26 protein-coding genes and 2 tRNA genes are annotated in these 26,230 nt (G+C 46.7%); 3 read left to right on the top strand and 25 right to left on the bottom strand.

From position 1 onward, the window contains the following. Positions 1 to 35 precede the first annotated feature (35 nt). Complete coding sequence (gene edeP, locus M3630_RS02375) at positions 36 to 4,541, bottom strand: edeine non-ribosomal peptide synthetase EdeP (protein ID WP_285860101.1); 4,506 nt, start codon at positions 4,539 to 4,541, stop codon at positions 36 to 38. A 298-nt stretch (positions 4,542 to 4,839) separates the two neighbouring features. Between edeP and edeQ the strand changes: the two genes are divergently transcribed. Continuing rightward, complete coding sequence (gene edeQ, locus M3630_RS02380) at positions 4,840 to 5,277, top strand: edeine self-resistance N-acetyltransferase EdeQ (RefSeq protein WP_173607821.1); 438 nt, start codon at positions 4,840 to 4,842, stop codon at positions 5,275 to 5,277. A gap of 158 nt (positions 5,278 to 5,435) precedes the next feature. On the opposite strand, the gene M3630_RS02385 is transcribed toward edeQ, so the two are convergent. The 11 genes from M3630_RS02385 to M3630_RS02435 all read right to left on the bottom strand — a co-directional run bounded on the left by M3630_RS02385 (position 5,436) and on the right by M3630_RS02435 (position 13,862). Next, a tRNA-Leu gene (locus M3630_RS02385) sits at positions 5,436 to 5,517 on the bottom strand. 45 nt (positions 5,518 to 5,562) lie between these two features. Next, positions 5,563 to 5,647, bottom strand: a tRNA-Tyr gene (locus M3630_RS02390). Between the two features lie 92 nt (positions 5,648 to 5,739). Continuing rightward, positions 5,740 to 6,057, bottom strand: coding sequence for a hypothetical protein (locus tag M3630_RS02395; RefSeq protein ID WP_173607822.1), 318 nt, complete (start codon positions 6,055 to 6,057; stop codon positions 5,740 to 5,742). A 67-nt stretch (positions 6,058 to 6,124) separates the two neighbouring features. Continuing rightward, positions 6,125 to 6,691: a thioredoxin family protein gene (locus tag M3630_RS02400; RefSeq protein WP_251251098.1), complete on the bottom strand. Its 567-nt coding sequence runs from the start codon at positions 6,689 to 6,691 to the stop codon at positions 6,125 to 6,127. 27 nt (positions 6,692 to 6,718) lie between these two features. Further along, the gene (locus M3630_RS02405) at positions 6,719 to 6,889 is read right to left on the bottom strand and encodes a YycC family protein (RefSeq protein ID WP_173607824.1); all 171 of its coding nucleotides are present in this window, start codon (positions 6,887 to 6,889) and stop codon (positions 6,719 to 6,721) included. A gap of 286 nt (positions 6,890 to 7,175) precedes the next feature. Continuing rightward, positions 7,176 to 7,373 carry a hypothetical protein gene (locus M3630_RS02410; protein WP_173607825.1) on the bottom strand — a complete coding sequence of 66 codons (198 nt, stop codon included), beginning with the start codon at positions 7,371 to 7,373 and terminating at the stop codon, positions 7,176 to 7,178. A 171-nt stretch (positions 7,374 to 7,544) separates the two neighbouring features. Beyond that, complete coding sequence (locus tag M3630_RS02415) at positions 7,545 to 8,078, bottom strand: TlpA family protein disulfide reductase (RefSeq protein ID WP_251251099.1); 534 nt, start codon at positions 8,076 to 8,078, stop codon at positions 7,545 to 7,547. A 23-nt stretch (positions 8,079 to 8,101) separates the two neighbouring features. After that, positions 8,102 to 8,812 (bottom strand): cytochrome c biogenesis CcdA family protein, encoded by a 711-nt coding sequence (locus M3630_RS02420; protein WP_173607827.1) that lies wholly within the window; start codon positions 8,810 to 8,812, stop codon positions 8,102 to 8,104. A gap of 201 nt (positions 8,813 to 9,013) precedes the next feature. Next, the gene (locus M3630_RS02425; protein ID WP_251251100.1) at positions 9,014 to 10,240 is read right to left on the bottom strand and encodes an efflux RND transporter periplasmic adaptor subunit; all 1,227 of its coding nucleotides are present in this window, start codon (positions 10,238 to 10,240) and stop codon (positions 9,014 to 9,016) included. A gap of 28 nt (positions 10,241 to 10,268) precedes the next feature. Continuing rightward, on the bottom strand, positions 10,269 to 13,406 hold the full coding sequence (locus M3630_RS02430; RefSeq protein ID WP_251251101.1) for an efflux RND transporter permease subunit: 3,138 nt from the start codon (positions 13,404 to 13,406) through the stop codon (positions 10,269 to 10,271). Between the two features lie 123 nt (positions 13,407 to 13,529). Then, entirely contained in the window at positions 13,530 to 13,862 is a 333-nt protein-coding gene (locus tag M3630_RS02435; protein WP_173607830.1) for a MarR family winged helix-turn-helix transcriptional regulator, read from the bottom strand. A 173-nt stretch (positions 13,863 to 14,035) separates the two neighbouring features. On the opposite strand from M3630_RS02435, the gene M3630_RS02440 reads away from it, so the two are divergent. Together M3630_RS02440 and M3630_RS02445 are read left to right on the top strand one after the other, a co-directional pair. Then, complete coding sequence (locus M3630_RS02440; RefSeq protein WP_251251102.1) at positions 14,036 to 15,271, top strand: sensor histidine kinase; 1,236 nt, start codon at positions 14,036 to 14,038, stop codon at positions 15,269 to 15,271. After that, positions 15,268 to 15,954: a response regulator gene (locus M3630_RS02445; RefSeq protein ID WP_251251103.1), complete on the top strand. Its 687-nt coding sequence runs from the start codon at positions 15,268 to 15,270 to the stop codon at positions 15,952 to 15,954. The genes M3630_RS02440 and M3630_RS02445 overlap by 4 nt, the downstream gene beginning before the upstream one ends. 11 nt (positions 15,955 to 15,965) lie before the next feature. On the opposite strand, the gene M3630_RS02450 is transcribed toward M3630_RS02445, so the two are convergent. The 13 genes from M3630_RS02450 to M3630_RS02505 all read right to left on the bottom strand — a co-directional run bounded on the left by M3630_RS02450 (position 15,966) and on the right by M3630_RS02505 (position 26,124). Next, positions 15,966 to 16,475, bottom strand: a complete 510-nt coding sequence (locus tag M3630_RS02450) for a hypothetical protein (protein WP_353057205.1) — start codon at positions 16,473 to 16,475, stop codon at positions 15,966 to 15,968. Positions 16,476 to 16,667: 192 nt separating this feature from the next. Further along, positions 16,668 to 18,194, bottom strand: coding sequence for a two-component system sensor histidine kinase NtrB (locus M3630_RS02455; protein ID WP_251251104.1), 1,527 nt, complete (start codon positions 18,192 to 18,194; stop codon positions 16,668 to 16,670). A 360-nt stretch (positions 18,195 to 18,554) separates the two neighbouring features. Next, positions 18,555 to 18,845, bottom strand: coding sequence for an antibiotic biosynthesis monooxygenase family protein (locus tag M3630_RS02460; protein WP_173607835.1), 291 nt, complete (start codon positions 18,843 to 18,845; stop codon positions 18,555 to 18,557). 69 nt (positions 18,846 to 18,914) lie between these two features. Beyond that, a complete protein-coding gene (locus tag M3630_RS02465) occupies positions 18,915 to 19,823 on the bottom strand; it encodes a hypothetical protein (RefSeq protein WP_173607836.1) in 909 nt (302 codons plus the stop codon). Positions 19,824 to 19,910: 87 nt separating this feature from the next. Then, entirely contained in the window at positions 19,911 to 20,573 is a 663-nt protein-coding gene (gene thiE / locus M3630_RS02470; RefSeq protein ID WP_251251105.1) for a thiamine phosphate synthase, read from the bottom strand. 3 nt (positions 20,574 to 20,576) lie between these two features. Continuing rightward, positions 20,577 to 21,200: a thiamine phosphate synthase gene (locus tag M3630_RS02475; RefSeq protein WP_232773011.1), complete on the bottom strand. Its 624-nt coding sequence runs from the start codon at positions 21,198 to 21,200 to the stop codon at positions 20,577 to 20,579. Continuing rightward, positions 21,184 to 21,546 carry a hypothetical protein gene (locus tag M3630_RS02480; protein ID WP_173607839.1) on the bottom strand — a complete coding sequence of 121 codons (363 nt, stop codon included), beginning with the start codon at positions 21,544 to 21,546 and terminating at the stop codon, positions 21,184 to 21,186. Before M3630_RS02480 ends, M3630_RS02475 begins: the two co-directional genes overlap by 17 nt. 81 nt (positions 21,547 to 21,627) lie before the next feature. After that, a complete protein-coding gene (locus tag M3630_RS30895; protein WP_255413062.1) occupies positions 21,628 to 21,759 on the bottom strand; it encodes a hypothetical protein in 132 nt (43 codons plus the stop codon). Positions 21,760 to 21,814: 55 nt separating this feature from the next. Beyond that, on the bottom strand, positions 21,815 to 22,231 hold the full coding sequence (locus tag M3630_RS02485; RefSeq protein WP_221868592.1) for a DUF3054 domain-containing protein: 417 nt from the start codon (positions 22,229 to 22,231) through the stop codon (positions 21,815 to 21,817). Positions 22,232 to 22,325: 94 nt separating this feature from the next. Beyond that, positions 22,326 to 22,916 carry a GNAT family N-acetyltransferase gene (locus M3630_RS02490; protein WP_232773014.1) on the bottom strand — a complete coding sequence of 197 codons (591 nt, stop codon included), beginning with the start codon at positions 22,914 to 22,916 and terminating at the stop codon, positions 22,326 to 22,328. 108 nt (positions 22,917 to 23,024) lie between these two features. Continuing rightward, a complete protein-coding gene (locus M3630_RS02495) occupies positions 23,025 to 24,551 on the bottom strand; it encodes a tripartite tricarboxylate transporter permease (protein ID WP_251251106.1) in 1,527 nt (508 codons plus the stop codon). Positions 24,552 to 24,568: 17 nt separating this feature from the next. Further along, a complete protein-coding gene (locus M3630_RS02500; RefSeq protein WP_251251107.1) occupies positions 24,569 to 25,036 on the bottom strand; it encodes a tripartite tricarboxylate transporter TctB family protein in 468 nt (155 codons plus the stop codon). Between the two features lie 47 nt (positions 25,037 to 25,083). Beyond that, positions 25,084 to 26,124, bottom strand: a complete 1,041-nt coding sequence (locus M3630_RS02505; RefSeq protein ID WP_251251323.1) for a tripartite tricarboxylate transporter substrate binding protein — start codon at positions 26,122 to 26,124, stop codon at positions 25,084 to 25,086. Between the last annotated feature and the right edge of the window lie 106 nt (positions 26,125 to 26,230).

The raw sequence follows: 26,230 nt of genomic DNA on the forward strand, positions 1-26,230 counted from the left end.
CCTGTTATTCATTAAACACGCATGAGATTCGCTTGCTAACCAAACAGCAGATCCAGCTCTTTTTGCGACAATTCCACATCTTCAAAATCCGATGGAGTGAATTCAGGGACCTCCTGACGGCAACAATGATCAATGAGCTGCTCCAATTCATTGAAAAACAGCGCAAGTATCTTCTCCATGGTCTCCTCGCTATACTTGCGCAAGCTGTACGTAACAGAAACCTGAAGTTCTCCTTGACGAATGAGAGCAGCCACGTCAAGCAGTGCAGTCAAATGATTCCCCACCCCGGCATCAACTGCCAAGTTTCCTCCCATTAGTACCAGATCATCACTTAGTTGATTATCCACCGATCCCAGATAATTGAATCGAACTTGGGACTTTTCCACAGCCGCGAGCAGCTGAGGCTTTAGCCAGCCAAACCCAAGCCCACCCATCGGAATCTGGCGCAACTTCTCCTTTACCCCTTTTAGGTGTTCGGTCCGATTGGATAGATTCGTTTCGAACAAAACAGGGTACATGCTGGTGAACCATCCTACTGTTCTGGTTATGTTCATCGTATGGATAGAAGACTCACGCCCATGAGACTCCATTACCAGTAAGAGACGCTCCCTATCAAATACACCAGATAATGTCCGGGTAAGTGCTGCAACCAGTAAGTCTTGGGGACCCGTATTGAACATTCGGTTGGCCGTCGTCAACAGTCGCGACGTCATCTCGGCTGAAAGTGTTCGCGTAGATGTAGCGCTGTATTCTACCAAGTCTTCGCCAAAATCGAAGTCAGTCGGTAGTTTGTCTTCCGGGATGGAAAACATGTCCCAATATGCTTTTTCTTTGCTTGCCTGATCCGACTGGTAAAAGGCGGAGACTTCCTTGATCCACGCTTGCATCGAATGTGTTTTATCTGGCAAGAAAATCGGCTCATTACGTTTCAGACTGGCCAAGGCACTCATCAAATCTTCCAGGAGAATCCTCCAGGAGACACCGTCCACTACAAGATGATGGGCCGTCAGAAACAATCGCTGAGGTCGATCAGGACCTAATTCAAAGAGACAACCGGTAAACAGCAAAGATTCTTCCAACTTGAAGCTAACAGCGCAAGCTCGCATCGCCTCAAGCATTCTACTCTCCTGTTCTTCTTGCGGTAAGGAAGAAAGATCGACGCAAGTCACTGACACGCGATTGGTCAGGTGGCGCTCATTGTAAAAGAGCTTCCCATCTTTTGCAGAGTAATTGAGTCGCAGACAATCATGGTGGTTAACCAGTGCAGACAGACTCGCTTCAAACTCTTCCAGCGTTACTTTTTCCTTGCTTTCAAGGAGCAACGACTGGTTCCAATGATCAGCATTGCGGAACTGTTGTGACAAAAACCAAGATACGATGGGAGATGACGGCAACTCGCCAGTACACGGCTCTTGCGAGATCTGTTCCACTCCCCAGCTCCAGTCACTTCTCGCTTTTAATTCTGTAATCGTGTCATAAATCAAGATGTCTCTTACGGGAATCTTGATTCCTCGCTGATGCAATCGATAGGAAACCTGAATCGCCTTGATCGAATCCCCGCCTAGTTGGGAAAATGGGTCATGTAGACCAAACGGCGAATGACCAAGCACGTCCTCATACACGTCAACCAATATCTTGTCAAACTCATCACGAGGACTGGTTTCATCCCCCACACCTTTTCGCTCCATGACAGGTTCGGGAAGCAGTCTTCGATCTACCTTGCCATTTGAGGTCAACGGAAACTGTTCAAGCTGCACAATTTGCGAAGGGATCATGTATGCGGGCAATCGACTCGCCAGTTCTTCGCGGAGCTCTTTTTCCCGGAAAGATGTTTCCGTGATCAAGTAAGCACAAAGGTACTTACGCCCCCACGTATCCATGCGATCAATCACCACGGCCTCACGCACAGAAGAATAACCAAGTAGCTGTTGTTCAATTTCACCCAATTCAATGCGGTAACCATGAATCTTCACCTGATAGTCAGCCCGCCCCAGATACTCCATGACTCCATTAGACCGATAGCGAACCAGGTCGCCCGTCTTGTACATCACTTTACCTGGCTGAAACGGATCAGGCAGGAAACGCTCTTGCGTCAATTCCTCGCGGTTGAGATACCCCCGTGCCACACTATCTCCTGAGATGAATAACTCTCCCGTCGATCCGATTGGGATTGGGTTGCCATATGAATCCAAAATGTAGAGCTGCACGTTACTGATCGGATGTCCAATCGGTACAGACCCTTCGGTATCGATCACTGGATCGTATTGATAGATCATGCACCCAACTACTGTTTCGGTAGGGCCATACTCATTGAGAATTTCAATTTGTCCGTTCCATTTCGCATGAATCGCCTCAGCCAGACTCACCTTCAAGTCCTCGCCGCCCACTATCACTCTCTTTACCGTGGTACTAGGCAAAGCGATTTCTTGCAGCAAAAACAGATGGGCAGGTGTCAGCTTTACAACATGGGAGCGTCCATCGCTAAAGATGCGCGATAATACAAACTCAGAATCGGAGTGCGGATAGATAACCATCCGATTTCCCTTTACCAACGGGCAAAAAATAGACGTAACCGTCAAGTCAAATGCTAGCGAGGAATAGAAAGCGAACGCTTCTTCAGGACCGGAAAGATAGCGGTCTTTCGCCCACGAAATATAGTTGACCAGCCCTCGATGAGTCACCATGACTCCCTTCGGATTTCCAGTAGAGCCTGATGTATAAATGACATAGGCCAAATCATCTGGCTGACTAACCAATTCCAGAGTTGCGCCATCCTTTATATACAGGGACGAATCACCAAGCTCTAGGATTTCTTTAGACCACGAAATATCCTCTGTTCGCGAAGTGTGACGAAGCAACAGGTCCGCTCCAGAATCAGACAGCAGATATTCGATGCGCTGAGAAGGGAGTTGAGGATCAATCGGAAGGTAAGCCCCGCCAGCTTTTAGCACTGCCAACAGCCCGATGATCATCTCTGGCGAATGATCTGCCAGCAACGCCACAATTACGCCAGGGCCAACTCCTCGGTTTCGCAATGACTGAGCGAGTCGATTCACTTGATCCTGTAGTTCCTTAAATGTCAGCGAGCGCCCTTCTGACTCCAACGCAACTCCCTGTGGTGAGCGTATTACTTGCTCTTCAAACAACTGGACAACTGTCTTCTCGCTGGGATAGGAAGCAGCAGTATCATTCCACGTATGGAGTTGTAGTGCCAACTCTTCGTCAGCAAGGAAATTCAGATTGGAAAGCGGTACTTCCGGATTCGAGATCATCTGATTGAGAAGCCTTATGAGATGATCCGCTATTCGGTCAATATCTTCTTCTGTGTACTCGGCTATCTTATAGTCCAATTCCATTGTCAATTGTTCATCTGTTGCCCATTCTCTGATAATCACTTGGAGCGAATACAACTGGTGACCGTTGTAAAACTCCTCGTTAGTCACGGGGTAGCCACCAAGAGTGAATGGCAACTGCGTGCTGTAATAATTTACACAAATCTGAAACAGGCTGTCATAGCCATGCTTCTTCAGCTCCAGCTCTTGAGCCAGCAAATCATACGGATATTTCTGATGAAAATAACAGGAAGTGAGTTCCCTGTTGACATATTTAACATAATCGATAGCATCCATTTCCATCGGAACTGCCAGACGAAATGGCATAGTGCTGGTGAACATCCCGAATATTTTGCGCTCCACTTTGCCTGAACGGTTTAACAGCGGTGTACCGATCACGATTTCTTCTTGCCTCGTACAGCGCTGCAGGTAAAGACTCACGAGAGCCACAAACAAGGAATTTAGCGAGCATTTCATTTGGTCTGCAAACTGGCGTATTCTTGTCGAATCTTCGCGGTTGAATGCATAAACTTTGCGCTTGCCTTCGGTAGTATCTGTCGCCTTTTGTAATGTCGTGATTACGGGCAAGCTATGAAACTTGTCCCGCCAGTATCGCTTGTCCTTTTCAAATCTCTCAGTCTGAGAATAGGCATGCTCCCTTTCGACAAGAGTTTGATAAGCGTGTTCATCTCCTACATGGACGGTACCGCCTGCCAACAACGTGTCATAATAGTGAGCAATTTGTTCTGTCATGATTGAAATAGACCAACCATCAGCAATCAAATGGTGCAGCTTTACAAAATACCCCGCTTCTTCGTCACTCAGTTGAATCAGACAAAAGTAGAACAGAGGCTCTTGTCCGATCGAAAACGGCTTTGTAAACAAATCTTGCAGAAATTGTCTGCACCGCTCTGGCGCATTCTGTTCCTGTCTGAAATCAAACACCTGCAATGGCTGCGGTTCGTACTCTCCAACAAACTGAGTGACTGTCTCTTCCTCCTGATAGTTGAGTCGCAAGGTATCGTTCTTTTGAACGAACAGGTGAATAGCGGCTTCCAGTACATCCAGCTTCACCTTTCCTTGCACCCGCACCATCCCCCCTAACGTATGGATAGGAAGCTGTGGATGTAATTTTTCCGTATACCAGATACGCTTTTGTGGATGACTTAAAGGATAACCGACCTTCCATTGCTTCTTATCCTGGCGCAAAGCATATCCCCCTTTCTGAATTGTGCAGATGCAACCACAATTCAGACATGGTAAAAAATCAAATTGATTACAAATACTTCCAATTTCAACTATATAGATGACTCTTCTGTAGTGTCAAATGAATTTTCCATAAATTATTATTTCTGAAAATTACGGGAATTACATCCCTTGTTCTCCTTCTCTAGCGCTGCATAAAATAGAAAAAAATTTGTGTACTCTATTGATTTTGGCTGTCTTTTCACGTAGGATAAAATGTAATATATTGGCAAAAAGCCCTCGGAAGGATGAATGTGATTAGATGTCTGTGACACTTCGTGAAGTAACTTTGGAAAACTGGGAAGAGTGTATTGAACTGGAACCTACTCCCGAACAGAGCGAGTTTGTTGCCCCGAACCTCTACTCCATCGCTGAATCAAAGTTTCAAACTACATTTGTTCCTTTGGCCATATACCATGATGACACCATGGTTGGCTTTGTCATGTATGGGCTTGACCCTGACGATGGAAACTACTGGATTTACAGACTCTTAATTGATGCGAAGTACCAACGACTAGGCTACGGACGTGCTGCGATTGCGCAAGTCATTGATATCCTGAAAGCAAAGGAAGATTGTCAAAAAATTGTCATTGGTTATGCTCCAGCCAACGTAGCAGCCGAAAACCTTTACTCCTCACTCGGATTTCAAAAAAATGGTATGGTTCTGTTTGGCGAGACGATTGCCGAATTAAATTTTTAGCGAATTTTCGTTACCCAATAAGGAAACAGCGGCGAGCTAAGACCTGAAAACCAAGTCTTAGACTCGCCGCTGTTTGGATTGTTTCCCGTATGTATATTAAAAAAGCACACCTTCCATGTGTCTGTAAACATCATGGTTAGTGTGCATTCGTTTTGATATGGTGCCGGTGAAGGGACTTGAACCCCCACGGTTTCCCTCACGATTTTGAGTCGCGCGCGTCTGCCATTCCGCCACACCGGCAAGTGAAACTATGAATAAATTAGCACATCTTCGAAAGAAAATCAATGGTGGGGAGAGACGGATTCGAACCGCCGAACCCGGAGGGAGCAGATTTACAGTCTGCCGTGTTTAGCCACTTCACTATCTCCCCACAATATGTGCTGTCTATCTTCTGCGTCTACTCTCTTCAACCAGAAGCGACATTTATTAATTTATCATGAACTTTGTTTGACGTCAATATATTTATTTAAATTGACTATCTTTTTTCGCCAAAATCTCCTGTGCCCACTCGTGAAAGACACGCAATGCTTCGTCTACTTCTTGAAATGTTGCTTCTCCCTCACAGGAGTATTCCGGGAATTCTAGTATGCGGTTCTTCCGAATCTTGACATGCCCTTCTTCACATTTTATCTCCAAGAAGTAGGGAACGGCTTCATCGATCCCATAACTGTTTTCTAAAAACTCGTAGGTACGTACCCACTCCAGGATTCGAACTTCCGATGCTTTTAAGCGAAGCACCTGCTCCAAGGACATAATGGTTTCATTGCCGTAGTAATACATGAATATTCAGCCCTTCTGCATGAAAATGGACGGAGCCGGGACTCCGCCCTGTTTTTGATATGATCGGTTAGATCGAGGAAAGTAGCTCTTTCAGTTCTTTGACAATCACTTGCTGATAGCCAGTGCCTTCTCCATACTGCTCAAGCATTTCGGCACGCGCTACCTTGATCTTGTCTTCATAATCCGTTGCGGTTCGGTCCGGGTTATCTTGTTTGAATGCCGTCATGACAGCTTGGACATGCTTTGGTCTCGGTCCCCATTTGGCGAGAACATGACCACCCGTGTCTGCGAAAATAACAACAGGGATCGCCCGACCTCCCATCGTAAGAAACTCATCCATCAGATCGAGGTGTTCTTCCATCACCATAATTTCCACTGGCATGTCCGTTTCTTTCAGGGCATGCAAGACGACTGGCAAGTTGCGAACGACGTCGCCACACCAATCTGCAGCCAAAATCAAACATCTGAGGTCATCACGATGCTGGAGAGAGGCAAAAAAAGCACGGTCTTGTTCATCCTCCCATGAAAATGCATCCGACCAGTTTTTGTATGTATCCTGATTTTTCGTCATGCTTTCCACAAACGCCTGTGGCTTAAGCCCCGTACGGAATTTATGTGCTACGTTTGCCCCCATCTTTTCTCCTCCTTTTGTATCGCTCGCCTATTCTTGGGTTTTATCCGTTGCTTCGTTTGCTTCCTTTTCTTGATTCGCCAGCTCCATCATTTTTTGCAACAAGATGTGCTGCGGCATGTGCATGAGACGCTCCAAGGGTACCTGAAGCGCTTCCGCCAGCTTGACAGCGGTCTCCGGTGATATTTGTAATGGACGCATGTTATTTTGCTCCTTTCCCTTGCTTTTATCAGTCCCTTCAGTATAATACACAGCCGTTAAACCTGCCAGCATACAAGCCTGGCACTTGAGAGCCTTTAACCTTTGTAACATGTTGGCTCTACTGATCCTCTCTTTCACATTTGCTCAGGCCAATTCTTAATGAAAAATTAAAAAAGAGCCACCCATAGGTAGCTCCAAAATGGAGTCAGGCTGTTTGATCCCTGCTCACCGTACGCGAAGGGACTATCTCGTGAACAGAATATCCCGCACAATGGAAAAGGACGAACTATGGCTTTTGCTTAGTAAGGATACATGGTACACCAAAGCCGATCGCGCCGGGCTGGGACATCTGCTCCATATATGCCAAACCTCGTGCACATTGCTGCTTGCATACTTGACATGTATGGGATGTTACGATTTTCATCTGTACTTGATTGGGGTGCTGTCGCGTATTCTTCTTCTTGATCTTTTTGCCCTTGGCCATCTGTTTTCCTCCCTTTGCCCTGGATCACTCCAGTCTATGAAGGAGAGCACCCCCGCTCTTTAGGCAAGCATACAAAATCAAGATATTCACCTGCAAAATGGGCCTTGTCATACGTATCACAAATAGAAAAAGCCGCCGGAGAATTCTCTCCCAGCGACTTATGTGACTTCATTATGGCTTTGGACTTAACAACTGGCGCAGTTCCAGCTCCAGTGTAGAAGCATCCACCATGCCAATGATCTTCTTTCGTACGTTCCCATCCGCGTCTATCAAGTAAGTAGTTGGGAATGCCATCACCTTGTAACGATTCGACACAGTTCCAGCTACGTCCATCGGTATCGGAAATGTCAGCTTGTAGTTGGTGACGAAGGCCATAGCTGCTTCCGGGCTGTCATTGCTCGTGACGTTCACACCATACAGATCAACCTGTCCGCCGTATTTTTCATAGACTTTTTGTAAATCAGGCGCTTCCAGCTTGCATGGTCCACACCAGGAAGCCCAAAAATTCAAGACCAATGGTTTCGCCCTTTTTCCTTCTACCTTGTACGTCTGCTGATCCAGTCCGGTCAGTGTAAAATGAGGAGCCGCAAAGCCAACTTCCGGTTTTTGAACCTCTGCTACGATTGCGGCTGTTTCTTGAGGCTTTTCCCAAACAGCAAGTCCGACGCCCAATAATACGATCACCGCGAGCAACAGCTTTTTCATTTTGTCACCTCTGCCCTACTGAGTTAGAATCCCGTAAAGCCTCCGTACATTTGAATGAGAACGCGTGTAATATCCGTCAGTTTATCTGTATACAGAAGAACACCGAACAAAATCATAATGGCTCCCCCGATTTTCATAAACAGATCGGAATACTTCACAATCGCTTTCACCTTACTGATGAAGAACGTCATGACAAAAAACGGAATGGCGAAACCGAGTGTATACGCCAATGTGTAAGCCAAGGCGCTTGAAGGATTGGAAACGCCCATGACGATAATGCCAGAAAGAATCGGTCCCACACAAGGTGTCCATCCAGCTGCATACGTCATTCCCACCAGTATGGACCCAGTATACCCCAATGGTCTCGATTTTAAATCGATTTTAAAAGAACGCATCATCCAATCCATTTTAAACACGCCAAGCATAACGAAACCAATAACTGCAAGCAAAATACCGCCCAATTGACGAATCAAGTCCTGCTGGTCGGTGAACAAGCTTCCGATCCATGATGTAGACAACCCAAGCGCAACGAAAATGATCGAAAATCCGACAATGAAGAAAAAGGTATGCAAGAAGGCTTGCTTTCGAAAAACCGCTCTCCCGTTCCTTACTTCATCAATCGTTACCCCAGTTATGTAAGACAAAAAGGACGGATAAAGCGGCAGGCAGCAAGGAGAAATAAACGAGAGAAAACCTGCTGCAAATGCCAAAAAGACAGTAATATCGCCAGTCATATGTACCTCCGGTGGGTATTTTATCCACTATCTTCTCATTGTATCGAATCTTTTCCCCCTTCAAAAGTAGCAAAGACACTTTGTCTTAAATCCGTGACATTTTCCTTTGCATAATAGCTCATTCAGATTCCCTTCACGAATACCTCCATTGTACACAAAAAAGAGGCGGATGTACTCCGCCCCTTCCTGCTATTCTTTTTCTTACTGAATCGTAACCTTACCGCCATCTTGAAGCAGTGTTTGCCCTTTTACCACGATCTTATCGCCGGCAGACAAGCCTGTCAAAATTTCGATCTGATCACTAGAAGATTTGCCTGTAGTGACCTCGACTTGTTTTGCAATGTCACCTTCCAGCTTGAATACATACTGTTTACCATCGCGATCAAAAACTGCACCGCGTGTTACAACGATCGATTTCGCTCCGCTTTCCCCAACCGATGGGAAGGTCACATTCACAACCATATCGGACTTCAGCTCATTGGATGGGTTTGGAATTGTAATCTCCACCGGGTATGCCTTGAGCTGTGAATCCATGACTGGACTCATCGCCGTTACTTTGGCATCAATCGTTTTTCCTGATGATTGTACGTTTACTTTTACTGTAGTCCCTACTTTTACTTTTGTGATATCAGCTTCTGACAGATTCGCTTTTACCAGAAGTGGGTTCGTGTTAACGACAACCACAACCGGCTGCTGACCTGCCATTTGACCAACTGCGCCATTTACGCTGGAAATATATCCGTTGATCGGAGACGTCACAGTTGCATTCGCCAATTGCTCACGAGCATTTTGCAGACTCACTTGGGCTTGCTGCACAGAGGCTTCGGAAACTTGCACGCTCGTTTTTTGCCCAGCAGATTGTAAAGCCTGCTGTGCGTTATCATAAGAAGTCTGTGCCGTTGTCAGTTGGGAGTTTGCCTGTTCCATCTGCTGTGCGGAAATCGCTCCTTGAGAAAAGAGCTGTTGCATCCGCTGCTGGTTTACTTTTGCATCCTGAAGGGCAGTTTCTGCCTGCTTCAGGCTATTTTTTGCTTGAACCAAGCCTTGATCAGAGCTGCTGCCTGCTTGGTTTAAGCTGGCTTTTGATACGTTGTAAGCTGCTTCTGCTTGCTTGACACCGTTCACCAGATCTTTTTCATCGAGCTTGAACAATACTTGACCTTTTGTCACGTATTGGCCCAGTTTCACTGGCAGGGAAGAAATTTTCCCGCCCACTTTCGGGGAAACTTGCACTTCTTCACTCGGAGCCAGCTTTGCCGTGAGACCAGAATCTGATACTACTGTGCCTAAAGCAACCGTTTCAACCTGTACAGGGGTTGCTGCTTCCACTGTTTCCGTAGGCGGCGTTTCCGCTTGCGGGCTGGAGCACCCTGCCACTAGAGTGATGGCCAGCAATGCCAAAATGACGGGTTTTTTATTTAGTTTCATGTATGTCCCTCCTCTTCCCACAAACGTCTTACGATTCCAAAGCGGGATTGATTTTCTTTTGTTTCTTAGCAAGTTTCTTTTCGAGTTTCAACTGGCGCTTCAAGCGTCTCTTTTTCCCTGCATCATCAAACCAGGAAGCAACGACAGGAACCAGAACCAGTGTAATCAAGGTAGAGAATCCAAGACCGAAAATAACCGTCACGGCCATTGGTGCGTTCGTTTCAGAACCAGCGCCGCCAGAGAATGCGAGTGGTCCAATCGCCAGAATAGTGGTAAGTGTCGTCATCAAAATCGGACGAAGACGAATCGGGCCAGCATGCAGGATCGCATCATACAGCTCCATACCTTTAGCACGCAATTGGTTCACGTAGTCGATCAATACAATCGCGTTGTTCACGACCAAACCGATCAACAAGATGTACCCGATCAAGACCCCAACGCTGATCGTTGTACCTGTCACCAAAAGTCCAAGCAGAACACCTGTAACGGTTGGTGGCACGGAGAACATGATGATAAATGGGGTGTATAACGATTCAAACTGCGCTGCCATTACCATATAAAGCAACACGACAGACAGTACAATCGCGAGAGCAAGGCTGCTGAATGATTCCATCATTTCTTCACTTTGCCCGCCAAAATCGACTGTGTAGCCATCCGGGAGATTCAGCTTCGAAATTTTCTCTTGCACTTCCCGTGTGACAGAGCTCAGGTCACGCCCTGCCAAATCACTCGTTACTTGAACTTCACGGCTTGAGTTGGCACGGTTGATCGATACTGGCACATCAACCTTATTGATAGTCGCAACGGAGGTGAGCGCGATCTGTGCCCCACCAGGAGCGGAAATTCGCATATTGTTCAAGAAGTTGATGTCTTCCTGATACGATTTCGGCAGCTTGAGGTTGACGTCAATCTCATCATCCCCTGTGCGATAGTACGTTACCGTTTGACCTTGGAAGGAAGTGCGAACACTGGAGAGAATTTGTCCTGTCGTCAATCCGTACAGGCTCGCTTTCTCAGCATCGATCTTCACTTCCAGCTCTTGTCTTGATTCTTCCAAGCTGGTTGTTACGTTACTCGTACCAGGTACCTTCTCAATTTCACCTTTAATGATACCACTGATGTCTTTCAGTACGGCCAAGTCATCCCCGCTAACCTTCAGTTGAATAGGGGAACCGGTAGACATGCCAGCTGGTGCGCTCACCTTAATTTCCGGTCCAGCAATATGTTTCAGCTTTTCCTGGAGATCCATCACAATTTCATTGGAGGAACGAGTTCGCTGGTCGAGATCTACCAGCATCAGGGTGATCGTCCCCTGATTGGATGACAATGTGCTCGCTATCGGTGATGCATTGCTACCAACCGAAGTCGCTACAATTTTCTTCTCCGGAACCGTGTTGACAATTTCTTCTACTTGTCTGGTAACTTTCTCAGTTTCAGCCAGAACAGTACCATTCGGCATTTTGATAGAGATATTTACTTGACCTTGGTCCATGGCTGGAATAAACTCTGCCCCGATCATCGGTGTTAATGCGAGAGAGCCCACCATCAGCACAACCGAAGAAATCATGACTGTTTTACGATGGCCCAATGACCATTTTAACAGTCTTTGGTAGCCTTTTTCTACTTTGCTAAATCCAATGTTGAACCAAGTAACCGGATTAATTCCACGATAGTTCTCATGATGTGTATGCGACGGAATTTTGTTTAAAATTCTCGAACTCAGCATCGGCACGAGCAAAATAGAGAATACAAGCGCCGCAATATGGGAGTAAACAACCGTCAATGCAAGTGGTCCAAACAACTCAGAAGCAATACCTTCCGTGAGGGCAATCGGCAAGAATACGCAAATTTGCGCCAAAGCCGAAGCCATTACTGCCGTACCTACTTCTTTGGAACCATCCAAAGCGGCTTCCATCATACCTTTTCCCTGTTCTCGATGACGGAAAACATTCTCGAGCATAACAACCGCAAAGTCAATCAATGATCCCAATCCCAATGTCAAACCGGAGAGGGAAATCAGGTTGATCGTTTGTCCAGACATATACATCAGCAAGAATGTAGCAACGATCGATACAGGAAGAACGATGACCGCAATTACCATGGATCGCAAGCTGCCCAAGAAGAAGAACAGCAAGATCATACCGATACCGCCACCCAACAGGGCATGTTCAGCGGTCGTGTAAACGGAATCCTTAATGTAAGTGGATGTATCCAGAGTCGTAATGATTTTAACGCCTTCTGGCAGCTCGCCTTTGATTTTCTCCAGCTCAGCTTTTACATCATCTGCTACCTCAATGGTGTTTCCGCCAGAAGCTTTTGTCACTTTAATACCCAAGCTAGGTGTTCCGTTGACGTAACTCAATTGCGTTACATCTTGATGCGTGTCTTTTACTTCGGCAATATCGCTGAGCCTGATGGAGTTTCCTCCAACAGAGATTGGTGTCAGCGAGATTTGATCGACATCGGCAAACTCACCTTGTACACGGATGTTGAGCTTGGCATCACCCTCGCGTACCGCTCCACCGGAACCTGACAAGTTGCTGCCCTGTAGAGCCTGCTGAACTTGGTCAAGGGACAATCCATACGCCGCCAGTTTGGCTGGATCGACGGTAACATCGATGATCCGGCTTTGTCCACCGCTGATGGAAGCAGATGCGACCCCATCAATACGCTCCAGGCGTGATTGGATCATATCCTCTGCCATCTTTTTCAATTTGTTGATATCTTGCTCACCCGTCACCGCAAACTCAATGATCGGTGTACTGTTCGGGTCAATCCGCAGTACGCGTGGCGCTCTAGCTGAGTCAGGCAAAGAGCCACGAACCTGATCTACCTTCTCCCGCATGTCGAGAGTCGCCTGATCAAGGTCTGTCCCCCAGTTAAACATGAGAATAACCTGTGAAGCGCCTTCCATCGATACCGATTGTATACTATCTAAATCGGATACCGTTGCAAGTGCGTCCTCAATCGGCTTCGTTACCAGTTTTTCTACCTCACTTGGCGATCCGCCGTCAACGGAGGTAACTACGACAGCAACCGGGAAGTTCAGGTCCGGCATGAGATCAATCGCCAAGCGAGGCAGTGAGACGAAACCAAAAATCAGCATGGCCAGAGTCAACATAATCATGGTGACCGGGCGTTTAATCGATAGTTCAGAAAGATTCAATCCACTCACCTCTTCTTTATATATCTGCTAATTTTTTGTGAGAAATAGTTCGCATAACGAAATGAATAAGGTGAATCTCGTCGTGACATTTCGTTTAACGAAATATAAAGGGGTGAAACCGTTTTAAACGGTTTGTGAATTTCCCCATTTCACATCTCGCTGTTGGTATACACGCTCTGTCAGTGACACCCACACAACTCGTCGATCTGCTTGGTCGCGGAATCTTCGTACCAGGTTTTCCTGCTCCAACCGGTTAATGAGACCGGAAGTTGTGCTGTATGAAAGACCGACAGTCTTACTTATGTCCCCCATCGTTTTTGGCCCGTTTCCTAGCTGCTCCAGAATCAAGACCTGTTGCCAGGTTACATCGCTTGTATCCAGCTCTTGCTCAGAAATCGTGCTAAACAAAACACTGGCTTCTTGCAGGAGTTTTGCCAACTGAATCAGTTCTTTCATGAGAACCTCCCTTGCCATCCTTACTTAACCACTTCACACCCATAACTAATCGTTTATTTCCCAAAAATAATTCTACTGAAATCTATATGTAGTGAAGTCTACCCAGGGGTAGATTTCTGACAAGGATTTATCTATCTGGAGATAGACGACAACGCATGCTAGAATGAAGTTAAGTGATTATCCGGCAGAGAAAGAAGGACTTCTCATTGTTGAAGATAATGATGAAAGCCATACAAAAACGTTTGCTGATCATGTGGTTTTCCATCTTACTTGTATTAGCTTTGCTTCCTGATTCATTTAAACGGGAAACTCCATTGCAATTTTCCCTTACCATTGTACTATTTATTTGTTACCTTGTGGTATTTTGGACTTCCAAGAAAAAATGGAAGCCTTTCCAATTCGAATTAGTGGCAGTCGCGCTTGGAATCGTTTCCTTGCTAAAGTCCCTCATTTTGGGTGGAGAGGGCTTCGGATTGATGCTCCCACTCGCTGTTTTTATCGGTTTTCACATTCATGGACGCCGAGCGTTGGCGTATGCTACTTTTTTTGGTACGTGCAGTACGCTTTTTTTATATTTTGAAGAAAACCTGAGATTCACGCACATCATCTCCTATATTCTTACGTATGTGGGCTGCTATATCGGCGCACGAGGCTATCGGATTCAAACAGAAGCATATGAAACCAACCAACAGCATCTGGAGCAGCTGCAAAAAGCACATACAGAGTTGCAAGAGGCACACTTACAGCTTCAAGAAGCAGCGCTTCATTCCCTTCAAGTAGCTGTTCTTGAGGAACGAACGAGAATTGCCCGTGATATTCACGATGCATTGGGTCATAGTTTGACTTCACTCATTGTCCAGCTACATGCCTTGAAGTATATGTTGCAGGATGGACCTGACAACGCACAAGAAGCGGTGCGCAACATGCTCGGTGTCGCCAAGCAAAGTCTGGAGGATATTCGCACGTCTGTCCATACACTGGCTCTGGATAAAACCTCCTTGGGACTTACGCCTCTGCGAGCTCTTTTGTCGCAGGCCCAAAAGCATACAGGAATTAAAATGGAACTGATATGCTCCGATCTGGACATCCCGCTCTCCCAGGAAATGACGATAACGTTTTATCGAATCTTGCAGGAAGCGATCACCAATTCCCTCCGTCACTCTGACGCAAAAGAAATTCTCGTCATCATTGAACAAAAGAAGGACATCCTTTTGTTGTCAATCCGAGACGATGGAAGCATCACGAGCGACCAAAAAATCAAACCTGGCTTTGGCCTAACTGGCATATCTGAGCGAATTCAATTATTGAACGGAACTCTCGCATATCGCATTCGAGAGCCCCACGGATTCCAACTCGATTTCAGCTTTCCGATTAACCAGACTGAACCTGAAAGGAGCATGCGAACATGACCGGTAAACAAAAAGAAGGAGCCATTCGCGTGGTCCTAGTAGATGACCAAACCATGATTCGCCAAGGTTTAGGTTATGTCATTCAAATGCAATCCGATATGGAAGTAATCGGGGAAGCTTCCGATGGCGTAGAAGCAGTAGAACTTATTGGGGCCCTCGCACCTGATGTCGTTTTAATGGATGTTCAGATGCCCAACAAGTCGGGTATTGAAGCCACAAGAGAAATCATGCTGCAGCATCCTCGCACGAAGGTATTGATTCTTACCACCTTTGATAATCACAATTATGTGGTGGAAGGGATTCGCGCCGGGGCTGTCGGCTATATGCTAAAAGATGCTGACTCTCAGGAAATGCTTGATCTAATTCGCAGAGCCCACCAGGGAGAAGCCCTCTTCCACACCGTGACAGCTGCAAAAGCCCTTGCCGAAGCTCTGCAAGGTCAACGTGAGACACCTGATTCGACGACCACCTCCCAATCAGTCTTGCTAGATGAACTCACGGATCGAGAGTTGGATGTACTCCAACAGATCGCAGATGGCTTTCGAAATGATCAGATTGCGCAAAACTTGTTTATATCTGAAGGCACTGTAAAAACACACGTGCATCGGATCTTGCAAAAAATGGGTGTCGAGGATCGTACACAGGCAGTGGCAAAAGCACTGCGGCACAAAATCGTGAAATAAATCAGATAATTTCAGGCAGGAGGATTAAGTGGAATCAAGTTTCCATCCTCCTGCTTTATGCTGATAGAAAATCCTTCTGCCATCTGTGTGCTGGACATCGCTTCAAATACCGCAGCAGCCGCTTTCTTCGTATCGATCACCCGGCAAATCACTGCCAGCGTCCTCTCGCTGTCTTCCCCACCGTCGCTGTGCCCGTTCCCCGTCTTTCCCAAGCATTCGTCCAACAGCTGTTCGATCAAATAACGCATTTCAATCTCTGACTCACACAAATGGGGAAATCGAATGACCATCGGGTGGAAATCGTTCTCTTTCATAACCTGATATCCTTGTTCTTTCATCTCTTCCGCCCAGCTCTGCAAAACCTCATCAGGCCTTCCCTCAATCTGCTCCGCCACTACAGCAAAATAGTCGCCAATTTCCCCTACATTTCCGTAATGAACGGTATAAAGGCGCTCTGATTCCTCATACCAAACCTCCCAGTAGCTCCACCTCGTTTCGTTTTTTTTCAGCATCCGAATCACAGTTGTTCAACTCCGTTCAAATTGTAACCGTTTTGTAAATTATTCCACTGATCGACAGACCTTGACAACAACTTACAAAAAGATTGATTCGAAAGACTTGCAACTTTTTCGCGAATAGGACTTTTCTCTTATATGAACGTAAAAAAAGACGGATATTCGATCCGTCTACAGTCACAATCCTTTTTTGTTTTTTTAGGAAGTGGAAAGGGGTAAACGAATCTCAAAACGAGCTCCTTTCAATTTCGGAGAGTTTTCCGCATAGAGTTCGCCACCGTGATCCGCGATGATGCGTTGTGTCGTAGACAAACCTAACCCCGTTCCCTCTTGTTTGGTCGTATAAAAAGGAACGAACAAATTTTGCAGGCAAGAATCTGATAGACCAGGTCCGTTGTCTTCCACAACAATGATTACTTGATTGAGAGATGAGTACACTTTCACATGAACGAGGTTTCCTTGGGTCATCAATGCTTCAAGCGCATTTTTCAAGATATTCAAGATGGCTTGCTTGATTCGTGAACGATGACCAAACACATGCCACTCGCCTTGTGCAATGTCCAGCTCAAGCTTGATTCCTCTTCGATTCGCTTCTGGCTCCAGTAAACGAATGACGCCATATAACTCGTCCATCACTAAGAAACGTTCCGATACGATTTTATCATCCCTGTACCGGGCCAAAACAAGAACATCGTTCAATAGCCCATCAATGCGTTCAATTTCCGTTAAGATTACAGAAAAATAAGATTCACTACGATTTGCTTCCCCTTGCTCCCGCAGCAACTGAATGAAGCCCTTGATGGCTGTCAGTGGATTCCGAATCTCATGTGCCATCCCAGCAGCCAGTTGCCCAACTGCTGCCAGTGCTTCACGCTTGCTCAACTCTTCTTCGTATTTTTGGCTTTCCGTAACATTCCGAAGAACAGCGATCGCTCCCCACATCTCTTCACCGTAGTAAATGGGGCTCGTACTCACTGTCGTCCATTTGCCTCTGTATTCCGCAACATAATGGCCAGACTGCCCACGTTCAATCACCCACTGGACAAAACGCTCGCTTACATGAGGGCTGAGAGCATGATCAATGTTTTTACCAATGAGTTGATGCCGATCTACGCCAAACAAATGACAGAAAGCGTAATTCGCTTCAATGACTCTTAACTGGCGGTCGATCATCAAGACGGCAATATCACTGGACTGCAGAACCAATTGGACAAGCTCCTGTTCAGCGAGCATTGAAACATCTTCTCCTTTGGCCGAACTTGTAGGAGAAGTTGGTGTTTTCTCAACCGGAAATGGATGCGAATTTTTGTTAAAGACATCGTCCATTTGATACAAAATGCAGTCCATCGACTGATAGAGGCGAATCTGTGCTTGCAAAAGCTCCACTCGCTCCATTTCCGTCGTGGCTAGAGAAAATGAGTTGTTATTCATTTCTTCAATAATAACGTCTCGACACTTGCGCAAAAATTGCTGCAAATACGTAAGATTCATTCCGAGCAGCGAAAATTTGTATGCAATTTCGCTCCATTCTCGCTCGAATGCATACGTGTCGACTACTTTTACTACTTCAATCCATTTCGTGATTTGCTGAACAAACAAAGCCTCTGTATTTTCGCGGTCTTCTAGAAGCAAAGCAGAGTAATGATGATCTGAAAGAAAGGAAAACGTCTTGGCCACCGCCGCAGGGACCAAATGAGTAAGATACTTACTTATTCGATTTTTCAAAACACTCTGGCTCCTTTTCTCCGTGCTTCATTGAGGCTATTTTTCCAAGTATGTATAGGCTCTATTATGGACGTAAATGAGACAAGATGTAAAGCGGCTTGATGATATCATGGTGCAGAGAATGACACCATCCAATCAGGTTCTCTTCTTAACCTTACAGACAAACAATCTCGGCCAGCATCCTATTATCGCGAGCTTTCACATTGCCTTTTTCGGACACCCTCACCTCCTGAACATGTTTGACTGAAAACGCTTTCCACCATTTTCTATCATATCACGATCGAGCATAAAAAGGTCAAGAATGTTTATTATTCAACCATCCAAAAAGCATTTGCCTCCGCAGAGACAAATGCTTTGGCTTTATGAATGGGATTTGACAGCGTAATTGCGCAAATCCGATTTTACCGGGCTATTCGGGTTGGTTCCTGTATGCGCGCGCTTGAAAGCCTCGCTTTCTGTCCAATTTTTGAACGATTCCTCATCTGTCCATTTCGTAAAAACGATGTATTCGTCACCTTCCGTAGGTGCCAGGAAAAGGAACTCCAAAAAACCAGGAACCTCCTTCATCCGTTCTCCCCCATTTCCAAATGCGCGTTCCAAATGGGATTGATAGTCTGCTGGTACAGTCAGTCTGTTCATGGATACAAACATGATGGTCACACGTCCTTTTCATTGGGTTCATCTACCAATTCCCATTATAAAGCTAAAAAACCGCAAACGCTATTCGCGCCTGCGGTTGATTTGTTGCTCGAGCATGATATCCATCAAGAGTGTATCCTGCAACGGATCTTTCGGGTCTACCGTCAAAAGGGCAGCGACAGCAGCCATCGCACATCGAACGGATTGGTAGGAATAAAAGGCATCTCGCTCTGATTCACTGAACAAAGAAATATCTGATCGCTCTTGTGTCGGGTATGGGAAGTCAGTCTCGACACCAGCACGATCCAGAACAATGAGTGCCTGTTTAATCGCTATCAATGCCGCGCTGACACTAATGCCGTATTCTTGGCGTAGATCTTCCCACACCTGAAAAGCTGATTTTTCTACCCTTTCCTGATTGGGGCGGGTAATGATTCCTGTTTTGCGTCCTTCTTTCAATAACCAATCCACAAAAATATCGTTGCGTGGAGGAAAAGCGTATACTTGTAGCTTCATTTCCAATTCTGTCGGGTTATCCTTGGCAAAACGAGCGTGAGCCAACGACATTTCGTAACGTCTGGACGGATGCCCAGGAACCGTGACAAATACCGTATCTTGTCGCACAGCTGCAATTTGCAGTTTGGTTCGCGCTGGTATCCTGCCTTGAGGTGCCTTTTCCCTCCGAATATTACCAGGAATCAATTCTACTCCGAATTGATGGTACTCAAGCGGTGAATCTATCCAGGGAATAGGCTCTCTCGTCTGTATTTCATATAGCCCGTTAAACGTCACCCATTCGCCCGGGCGGCGCTGGCTGCGAACTAAAACAGCGTGAACTTCTTTTTCTGGTGGCAATTCCGTATCTTGATCCTCCGGTGGGGGTTGCATTCGCTTGTGTTCGATAAGAATGCAGTCGGTCATCAACAACCGCTCGAGCAATTCCCGCTTGCTCACCCATTCATATCCGATGCGGTAAATCCGATTTTTCATCGGCTTCACCTCCTTTTGATCGCCATTATTGCATCATCCTGGTTTGTTTCTATTACCCTACCATATGTAATCGTCGCTTTGTCCGTGCTAACGAGATCGTACAATCCGCTGTAACGCTTGCGCTGCTGCTTCAGGTGATTCGGCCTGGCTGATCGCACTGATAATCGCGACGCCATCGGCCCCCGCAGCAAGCACTTCAGAGGCATTTTCCAGTGTGATGCCACCAATCCCGACGATAGGCAAATCATTCCCGACTGCCTTACGAATCTCCGCCAGCCCCACTGGTCCGATAGGCTCTCCAGCATCTGCCTTGGAACGGGTAGCGAACATCGCTCCTACACCAATACAATCGACGCCACCGTTTTGGGCAGTGAGCGCCTCTTCGACCGTACCTGCCGAAACCCCGATGTACATCTCGGAGCCAACTTTGGCTCGTACTTCTGACAATGCCATGTCATCTTGCCCGACATGGATGCCGTCTGCCTGCAAGCGAATCGCCAGATCCACATCGTCATTCACAAAAAATACGGTATCATGGTCACGGCATAGCTGTTGCAATTCTCTACCCAACTCATATTGTTCCTGAGCAGTTAGCTTGCTTCCTTTATCACGTAGCTGAAGCGTGCCTACTCCTCCGCGTAATGCTGCTTCCACGGTTTGCACGGTCTTTTCGCTGGAGTACCCACAGTCCTGCGTACCAATGACAAAGTATACACCCATTTTTTCCCGAAGTCTTTGTATATCACGCATGCTTTATTTTCCCTCCCAACGATCCAATGCCTCTCGATAAGCGCTGGCTGCTGACTTGGCATCAGTTGCATCTGTGATCCCTGATAAGACAGCAATGCCCGCACACCCAGCTTCCAAAACTTGTGCGGTCCGGTCCGGTGTGATACCACCGAGTCCGATAATCGGCACATGCCATCTTGCCGTCATTTGCGCGAGTTCGATTGTTCCTCTTGGTGCAAGACCTGGCTTCGAACCACTCGCAAAAATATGCCCGTAGAGCAAATAATCGACTTGTGCAGCAATGGCTTGCTGTGCTTCTTCTACGGAATGAACAGAACGCCCTATTCTTTGACCAGTCTTCAGTACCATTCTCGCGTCCGCAGGAGACAGGCTATGGTATGCCAGGTGAACACCAGCACAACCCGACGCAGCAGCCACATCCACCCGATCATTCACGATCAAGGACGAAAGGGGGATGACATTCGCCAATGCCTTTACCCAGTCCATGCATTCCTTTGCGGTACGCTGTTTTTCCCGTATGTGTAAAAAGTTCATACCACCTGCATAAGCAGCTTCTGCCATTCGCAATACCTCATCAAGCGAATGCCGTCCGCTTGTAATCACATGCAGCTCACGAGTGCTTGACATTAGGTTGGACACCGCCTCCAGCGAGTGCTGTCACACATTCCTGCAGCCATTGTGTCGTTCGGTCTTCTTTGTCCGTCGGCGACTGAGCCAACAGCTCAATTACAAGTCGACGCAAGAAAAAAGCTTGTTGCACGGTAAGTGGAAAAGTAATATTTTTCGGCTTGGTTTCCTGTTTCTCCAACGTCTCTACGCCCGCCAGCAAAATATCACCGATTGACTCCACGAGTTCGCGAACCTGCTCATTTTGCTTCAATTCGTCATAGCAGCCATCATATAGTCTACACAAAAGTAAAAACGCCTGTGACGACAAGGTCACCGGCTGTACATTCTGCATCGGTTCCGTCATACGTTTCCCTCCACTCGCTAGAAAAACAAAATCTATTATATCACATCACGACCTGTATCCATGTAAAAAACCGCTGATTGCTCAGCGGTCTTTTGCAGTTCCTTCATTTCGATCATTATGATTCGATTGTCGCAAATTTGTGTTGCGATCATTTTCATCCAGCGTTTTACCACGATTTTTCCCGAGGTCTTTGCTGTTGTTATTCTTCCCCAATAGTTTCACCTCCTACGTCATTCATAGGATAGCGTAACCAATTCGGGTCACTTTATTAGCTGGTTGCGAGTAGTCTCTTGCGTTTGTAGATCGCATAGCCGATGGCAAACGGTACACGCCATCCGAACAAAAATGCCAGCGTAATGAAATAAGTCACACCTGCAAAAATAAGCGTAGTCGGTACACCAGTCCACCAGGAGCGGATCAGTAAGCCAATTGGTGCCGCTACTGTCCAAGTAATCAGTGCCGATAATAATTGTCTGCCCGCAGATTCATACGTTCGTTGTCCGTAGCTCTTGAAAAGCAGAATCGCGATAATCCATCCCACGAGGAAAGGGGCTAATGTTTCGATAATCCCCATGGTCGTGACAGGGTAGTTATGAATGATTTTTCCGTAATAAACAAAAAGCACAAAGGCGATCAGATCCCCGAGCAATAATAAATAGCCCGGCGTAGACAAACGCTGTCTCATGTATACCCTCTTTTCCGGGTCTTGTCAGAGTAAACCCTCTTGGTTCACCCCTATTGTACACATGCTCTGAACGCCCTTCAATCAATCCAAGCCTTTATTCACCAAACAGCAACAATTGCAGCTTTTGCTTGGCTTCTGGCCATTCACGGTCAAGTATGCTGAAGTATACCGAGTCTCGAATGTATCCATCTGGCATCACCATATGATTGCGCAGGACACCTTCTCGAATGCCACCGATTCGGGCAATGGCACGTTGCGAATTCAAATTGCGCGAATCTGTCTTGAGCTGTACGCGAATACATCCTAGCTGTTCGAAGCAGTGGCGCAAGAGAAGCCATTTACACTCTGTATTGACGCCCGTTTTCCAGACAGATGGGGTCAGCCATGTAAACCCGATTTCCAATCCGCGATCCTTTTTCGCTATCCCTAAAAATCTCGTGCTTCCGATGATTTGCTCATCTGCTTTACGAATGATGGCGAATGGCAATTCTGTTTGGGCTTGTTCATTTTTTAAAGCCTGCAGGATAAAAGCCTGAGCATCCTCTCTTGTTCGAATCGCAATGGACATATGCGGCCAAATCTCTTCGTATGCGCCTGCTTCCCAGATTCCGTCCACATGGGCCATTCTGAGCGGCTCCAATCGGACCAGCTTGCCTTCCAAGATTACAGGTTCAATGGTTAACATGTCTGTCTCTCCTCTACTGTTCTGCTTCAATCATCAAGCAGAACAGTTCCCCGAAATTTTTCCAATGATACGGGCTTGCGAGGACGCTGTCAAGATAAAGATTTGAGGTTACGCTTCTTCACTGATAATGACTTGCTTCCCTCTGCGCTTTAAGAAGATAGGGATCAGCAACCACAGAAGCGCACAAACCAGAAAAGCAGCAGAAAGCGGCTTTGTCAAAAAGATGGAAAAGTCACCATTCGAGGTGGTCAATGCTCTTCTCATGTTATTTTCAATCATCGGTCCCAACACAAGGCCGAGGACGAGCGGTGCCAGCGGAAAGTCGTTTTTCGTCAGGTAATAGCCAGCTACCCCACAAATCACAAGCAAAATCAAATCAAACGTACTAATTTGCACAGCGTACACTCCGAAAACGGAAATCGCGATAATGAGGGGAATTAGGAAATGGGACGGTGTTTCAATAATTTTGGCGAATACTTTAACTAAGGGCATATTCAAAACGAGCAGCATTACATTCCCGATAAACATACTCGCAATTAAACCCCAAGCAATTTGCGGATGATCAGCGAATAAGAGGGGTCCCGGTTGTACGTTATACATCAGCAATGCACCCATTAAAATCGCAGTCGTACCAGACCCCGGTATACCCAACGTCAACAGTGGAATCATCGCACCACCAGACGCAGCATTGTTTGCAGACTCCGGCGCTGCTACACCTGCAATCGCTCCTTTTCCAAAACGGCTAGGATCTTTGCTCAGCTTTTTCTCAAAAATATACGAGAAGAACGATGCCAGGGTAGCACCAGCACCAGGCAAAACACCAATGAAAAATCCGAGCAACGAACCGCGTGCAATCGGTCCGGCACTTTCTTTTAGGTCTTGCTTGGAGGGCAGTACCCGCCCCACTTTAATAATTTCCTTTGAGGATTGATCGTCATCGATAATCGACTTGAACACTTCTCCAAGGGCAAACAAACCAACTGCTATCGTGAGGAACTCCAAGCCTTGGTACAAATCGGGAATATCGTATGTAAACCGCGCCACACCCGAAACGGTGTCCATCCCAATTGTCGCAAGCAAGAGTCCCATGACTGTCATAATGAGGGCTTTGGTCATCGACTTCCCCCCCAGTCCGCTGACCGCACACAAGCCGAGAAGCATGAGGGAGAAATATTCAGCAGGGCCGAATTTCAAAGCGAGATCGGATAATGGATCAGCCAAAAACACAAGAGCAATCAACGCCACGAGCCCCGCGACAAAAGAACCGATCGCTGCAATCGACAACGCTGCACCAGCACGTCCCTGTTTGGCCATCTGATAGCCGTCCAATGTCGTAACGACAGAGGAGGATTCACCCGGTGTATTTAACAAAATGGATGTTGTGGAACCACCGTACATCGCGCCATAGTAAACGCCTGCCAACAAAATCAGTGCGCTAGCCGCCGCACTTTCAGGAGGTAAGCCAGAGGTCAAGGAAGCCGTAACGGGCATCAATAACGCGACTCCGCTCATTGGACCGATGCCGGGAAGGACCCCTACCGCAGTACCGATCAGAACGCCAATAAAGGCAAAAACAAGATTATGCCACTGTAGGGCAACGAGAAAACCATCCGCCAAAAATTGCAATGCACTCATGCTAATTTATCCCCTCCCTAGACGCCTAGCCAGGCAGGTAGTCCTGGAAGCGTACCTTTTAGCAAATGCACATAGATGACATAAACGGCTACTGAAAACAGCAAGGAAACAATTCCCGATTTCAGAACGCTTTTACTTCCCATCATGGTGAAGGCGAACATAAGGAAAGCAAAGCTCGAGATGACATAACCGAGTTTCTCCAACAACAATACATACAAGACTGTTGCTGCCAAAATCAATAAAAACCGCTTGTATCGCAGTGGACTCTGTGACTCGGATGAGGAAGCAGCCACGCCTTTCTTATAGGTCTCCCACAACAGTCGCAAGCTCAACAAGATCACGATGATGCCAAGCCCAAATGGAAACATATTCGGCCCAACCTGACTGCCGTATGCACTAGACGAAATATTTTGACTTTCAGCGATAAAGAGCGCACCTACTAGCGCAAAAAACAGGCTGCCGATACGATCAAACATCAGGTTCATGTATACCTCCTAAGGTGTGGAAAAAGGAGAGGATGCCCCTCCTCTCCCTACTTCGACATACCCAGTGATGTCAACAGTTCTTTGACCTGCTTATCTTGTTCGTCCAGGAATGCCGAGAAAGCAGCAGCGTCCTTGTACTCGCTTTCCCAACCGTTTGCCGCCAATTCTTTTGTCCATGCCTCATGCGTGGAAAGTTCTTTCAGCTTTGCATCCCAGTAGGCTTTTGCGTCTGCTGGCATATCAGCCGGTCCAAAGACACCTCGCCAAATCGTGAACGTCGCATCTATGCCTTGCTCTTTTAACGTCGGAATCTCTTTCAAATCACCGCCGAGACGTTCATCAGAAGTAACGCCCAGTACACGGATTTTACCTGCTTTCAGATATTCACCCACGCTGGAAGCATCTGTTGCAATGATATCCGCATTGCCTCCCAACAAGGCTGCCATTGCTTCTCCGCCGCCATCATAAGAGACGTACTTAACGCTTTTCGGATCAATTCCATACTTAGCTGCTGGCAAAACCCCGATCAGATGATCCATCGATCCGGGAGCAGAGCCACCTGCCAGTGTAATTTTGCCTGGATCAGCCTTGATCGCGTCCAGCACGCTCTTGATGTCCTTGTGAGGTGAATCCGCTTTCACAACGAGGGTGCCGAAATCTTTCGTCATTTGCGCCAAGGGTGTGACATCTTTGTAGCCAAATGGGCTATTCCCCTCTTTTTTGTTATTGTTAATCAAGATAGGAGGAGAGCTCACGAATAATTTATAAGGATTGCCTTTGTCTTTGCTTACATACTCAGCCAAGAACACTGTTCCTCCGCCACCCGGCTTGTTTTCAACCGTGATGGTTTCTGTCATCAGCTTGCTTTCCGCCAACACCTTTGCTACCGAGCGAGCTGTCTTATCCCAGCCCCCACCCGCACCGGATGGAGCTACATATACAATCGGCTTTTCCGGGTATTTGGATGCCTCTGTGGCAGGCTGTGCTCCTGGACTTGCTGTTCCCGTATTTCCAGTACCTCCACCACAAGCAGCCAGTGCTAGTGTAAGAAAAGTGGACACTGTGATTAGCACTTTTTTTCTTTTCATCAAGCAAATATCCCCCTTAACCCGCTTATTTGTAAGCGCTATCACGCTTGAACATAATGTATCACCGCGGAAGCTAGGGGAATAGTTTTCGTGCATAAGGTCTATT

The organism is Brevibacillus sp. MER 51 (assembly GCF_023714195.1).
GTDB lineage: Bacteria > Bacillota > Bacilli > Brevibacillales > Brevibacillaceae > Brevibacillus.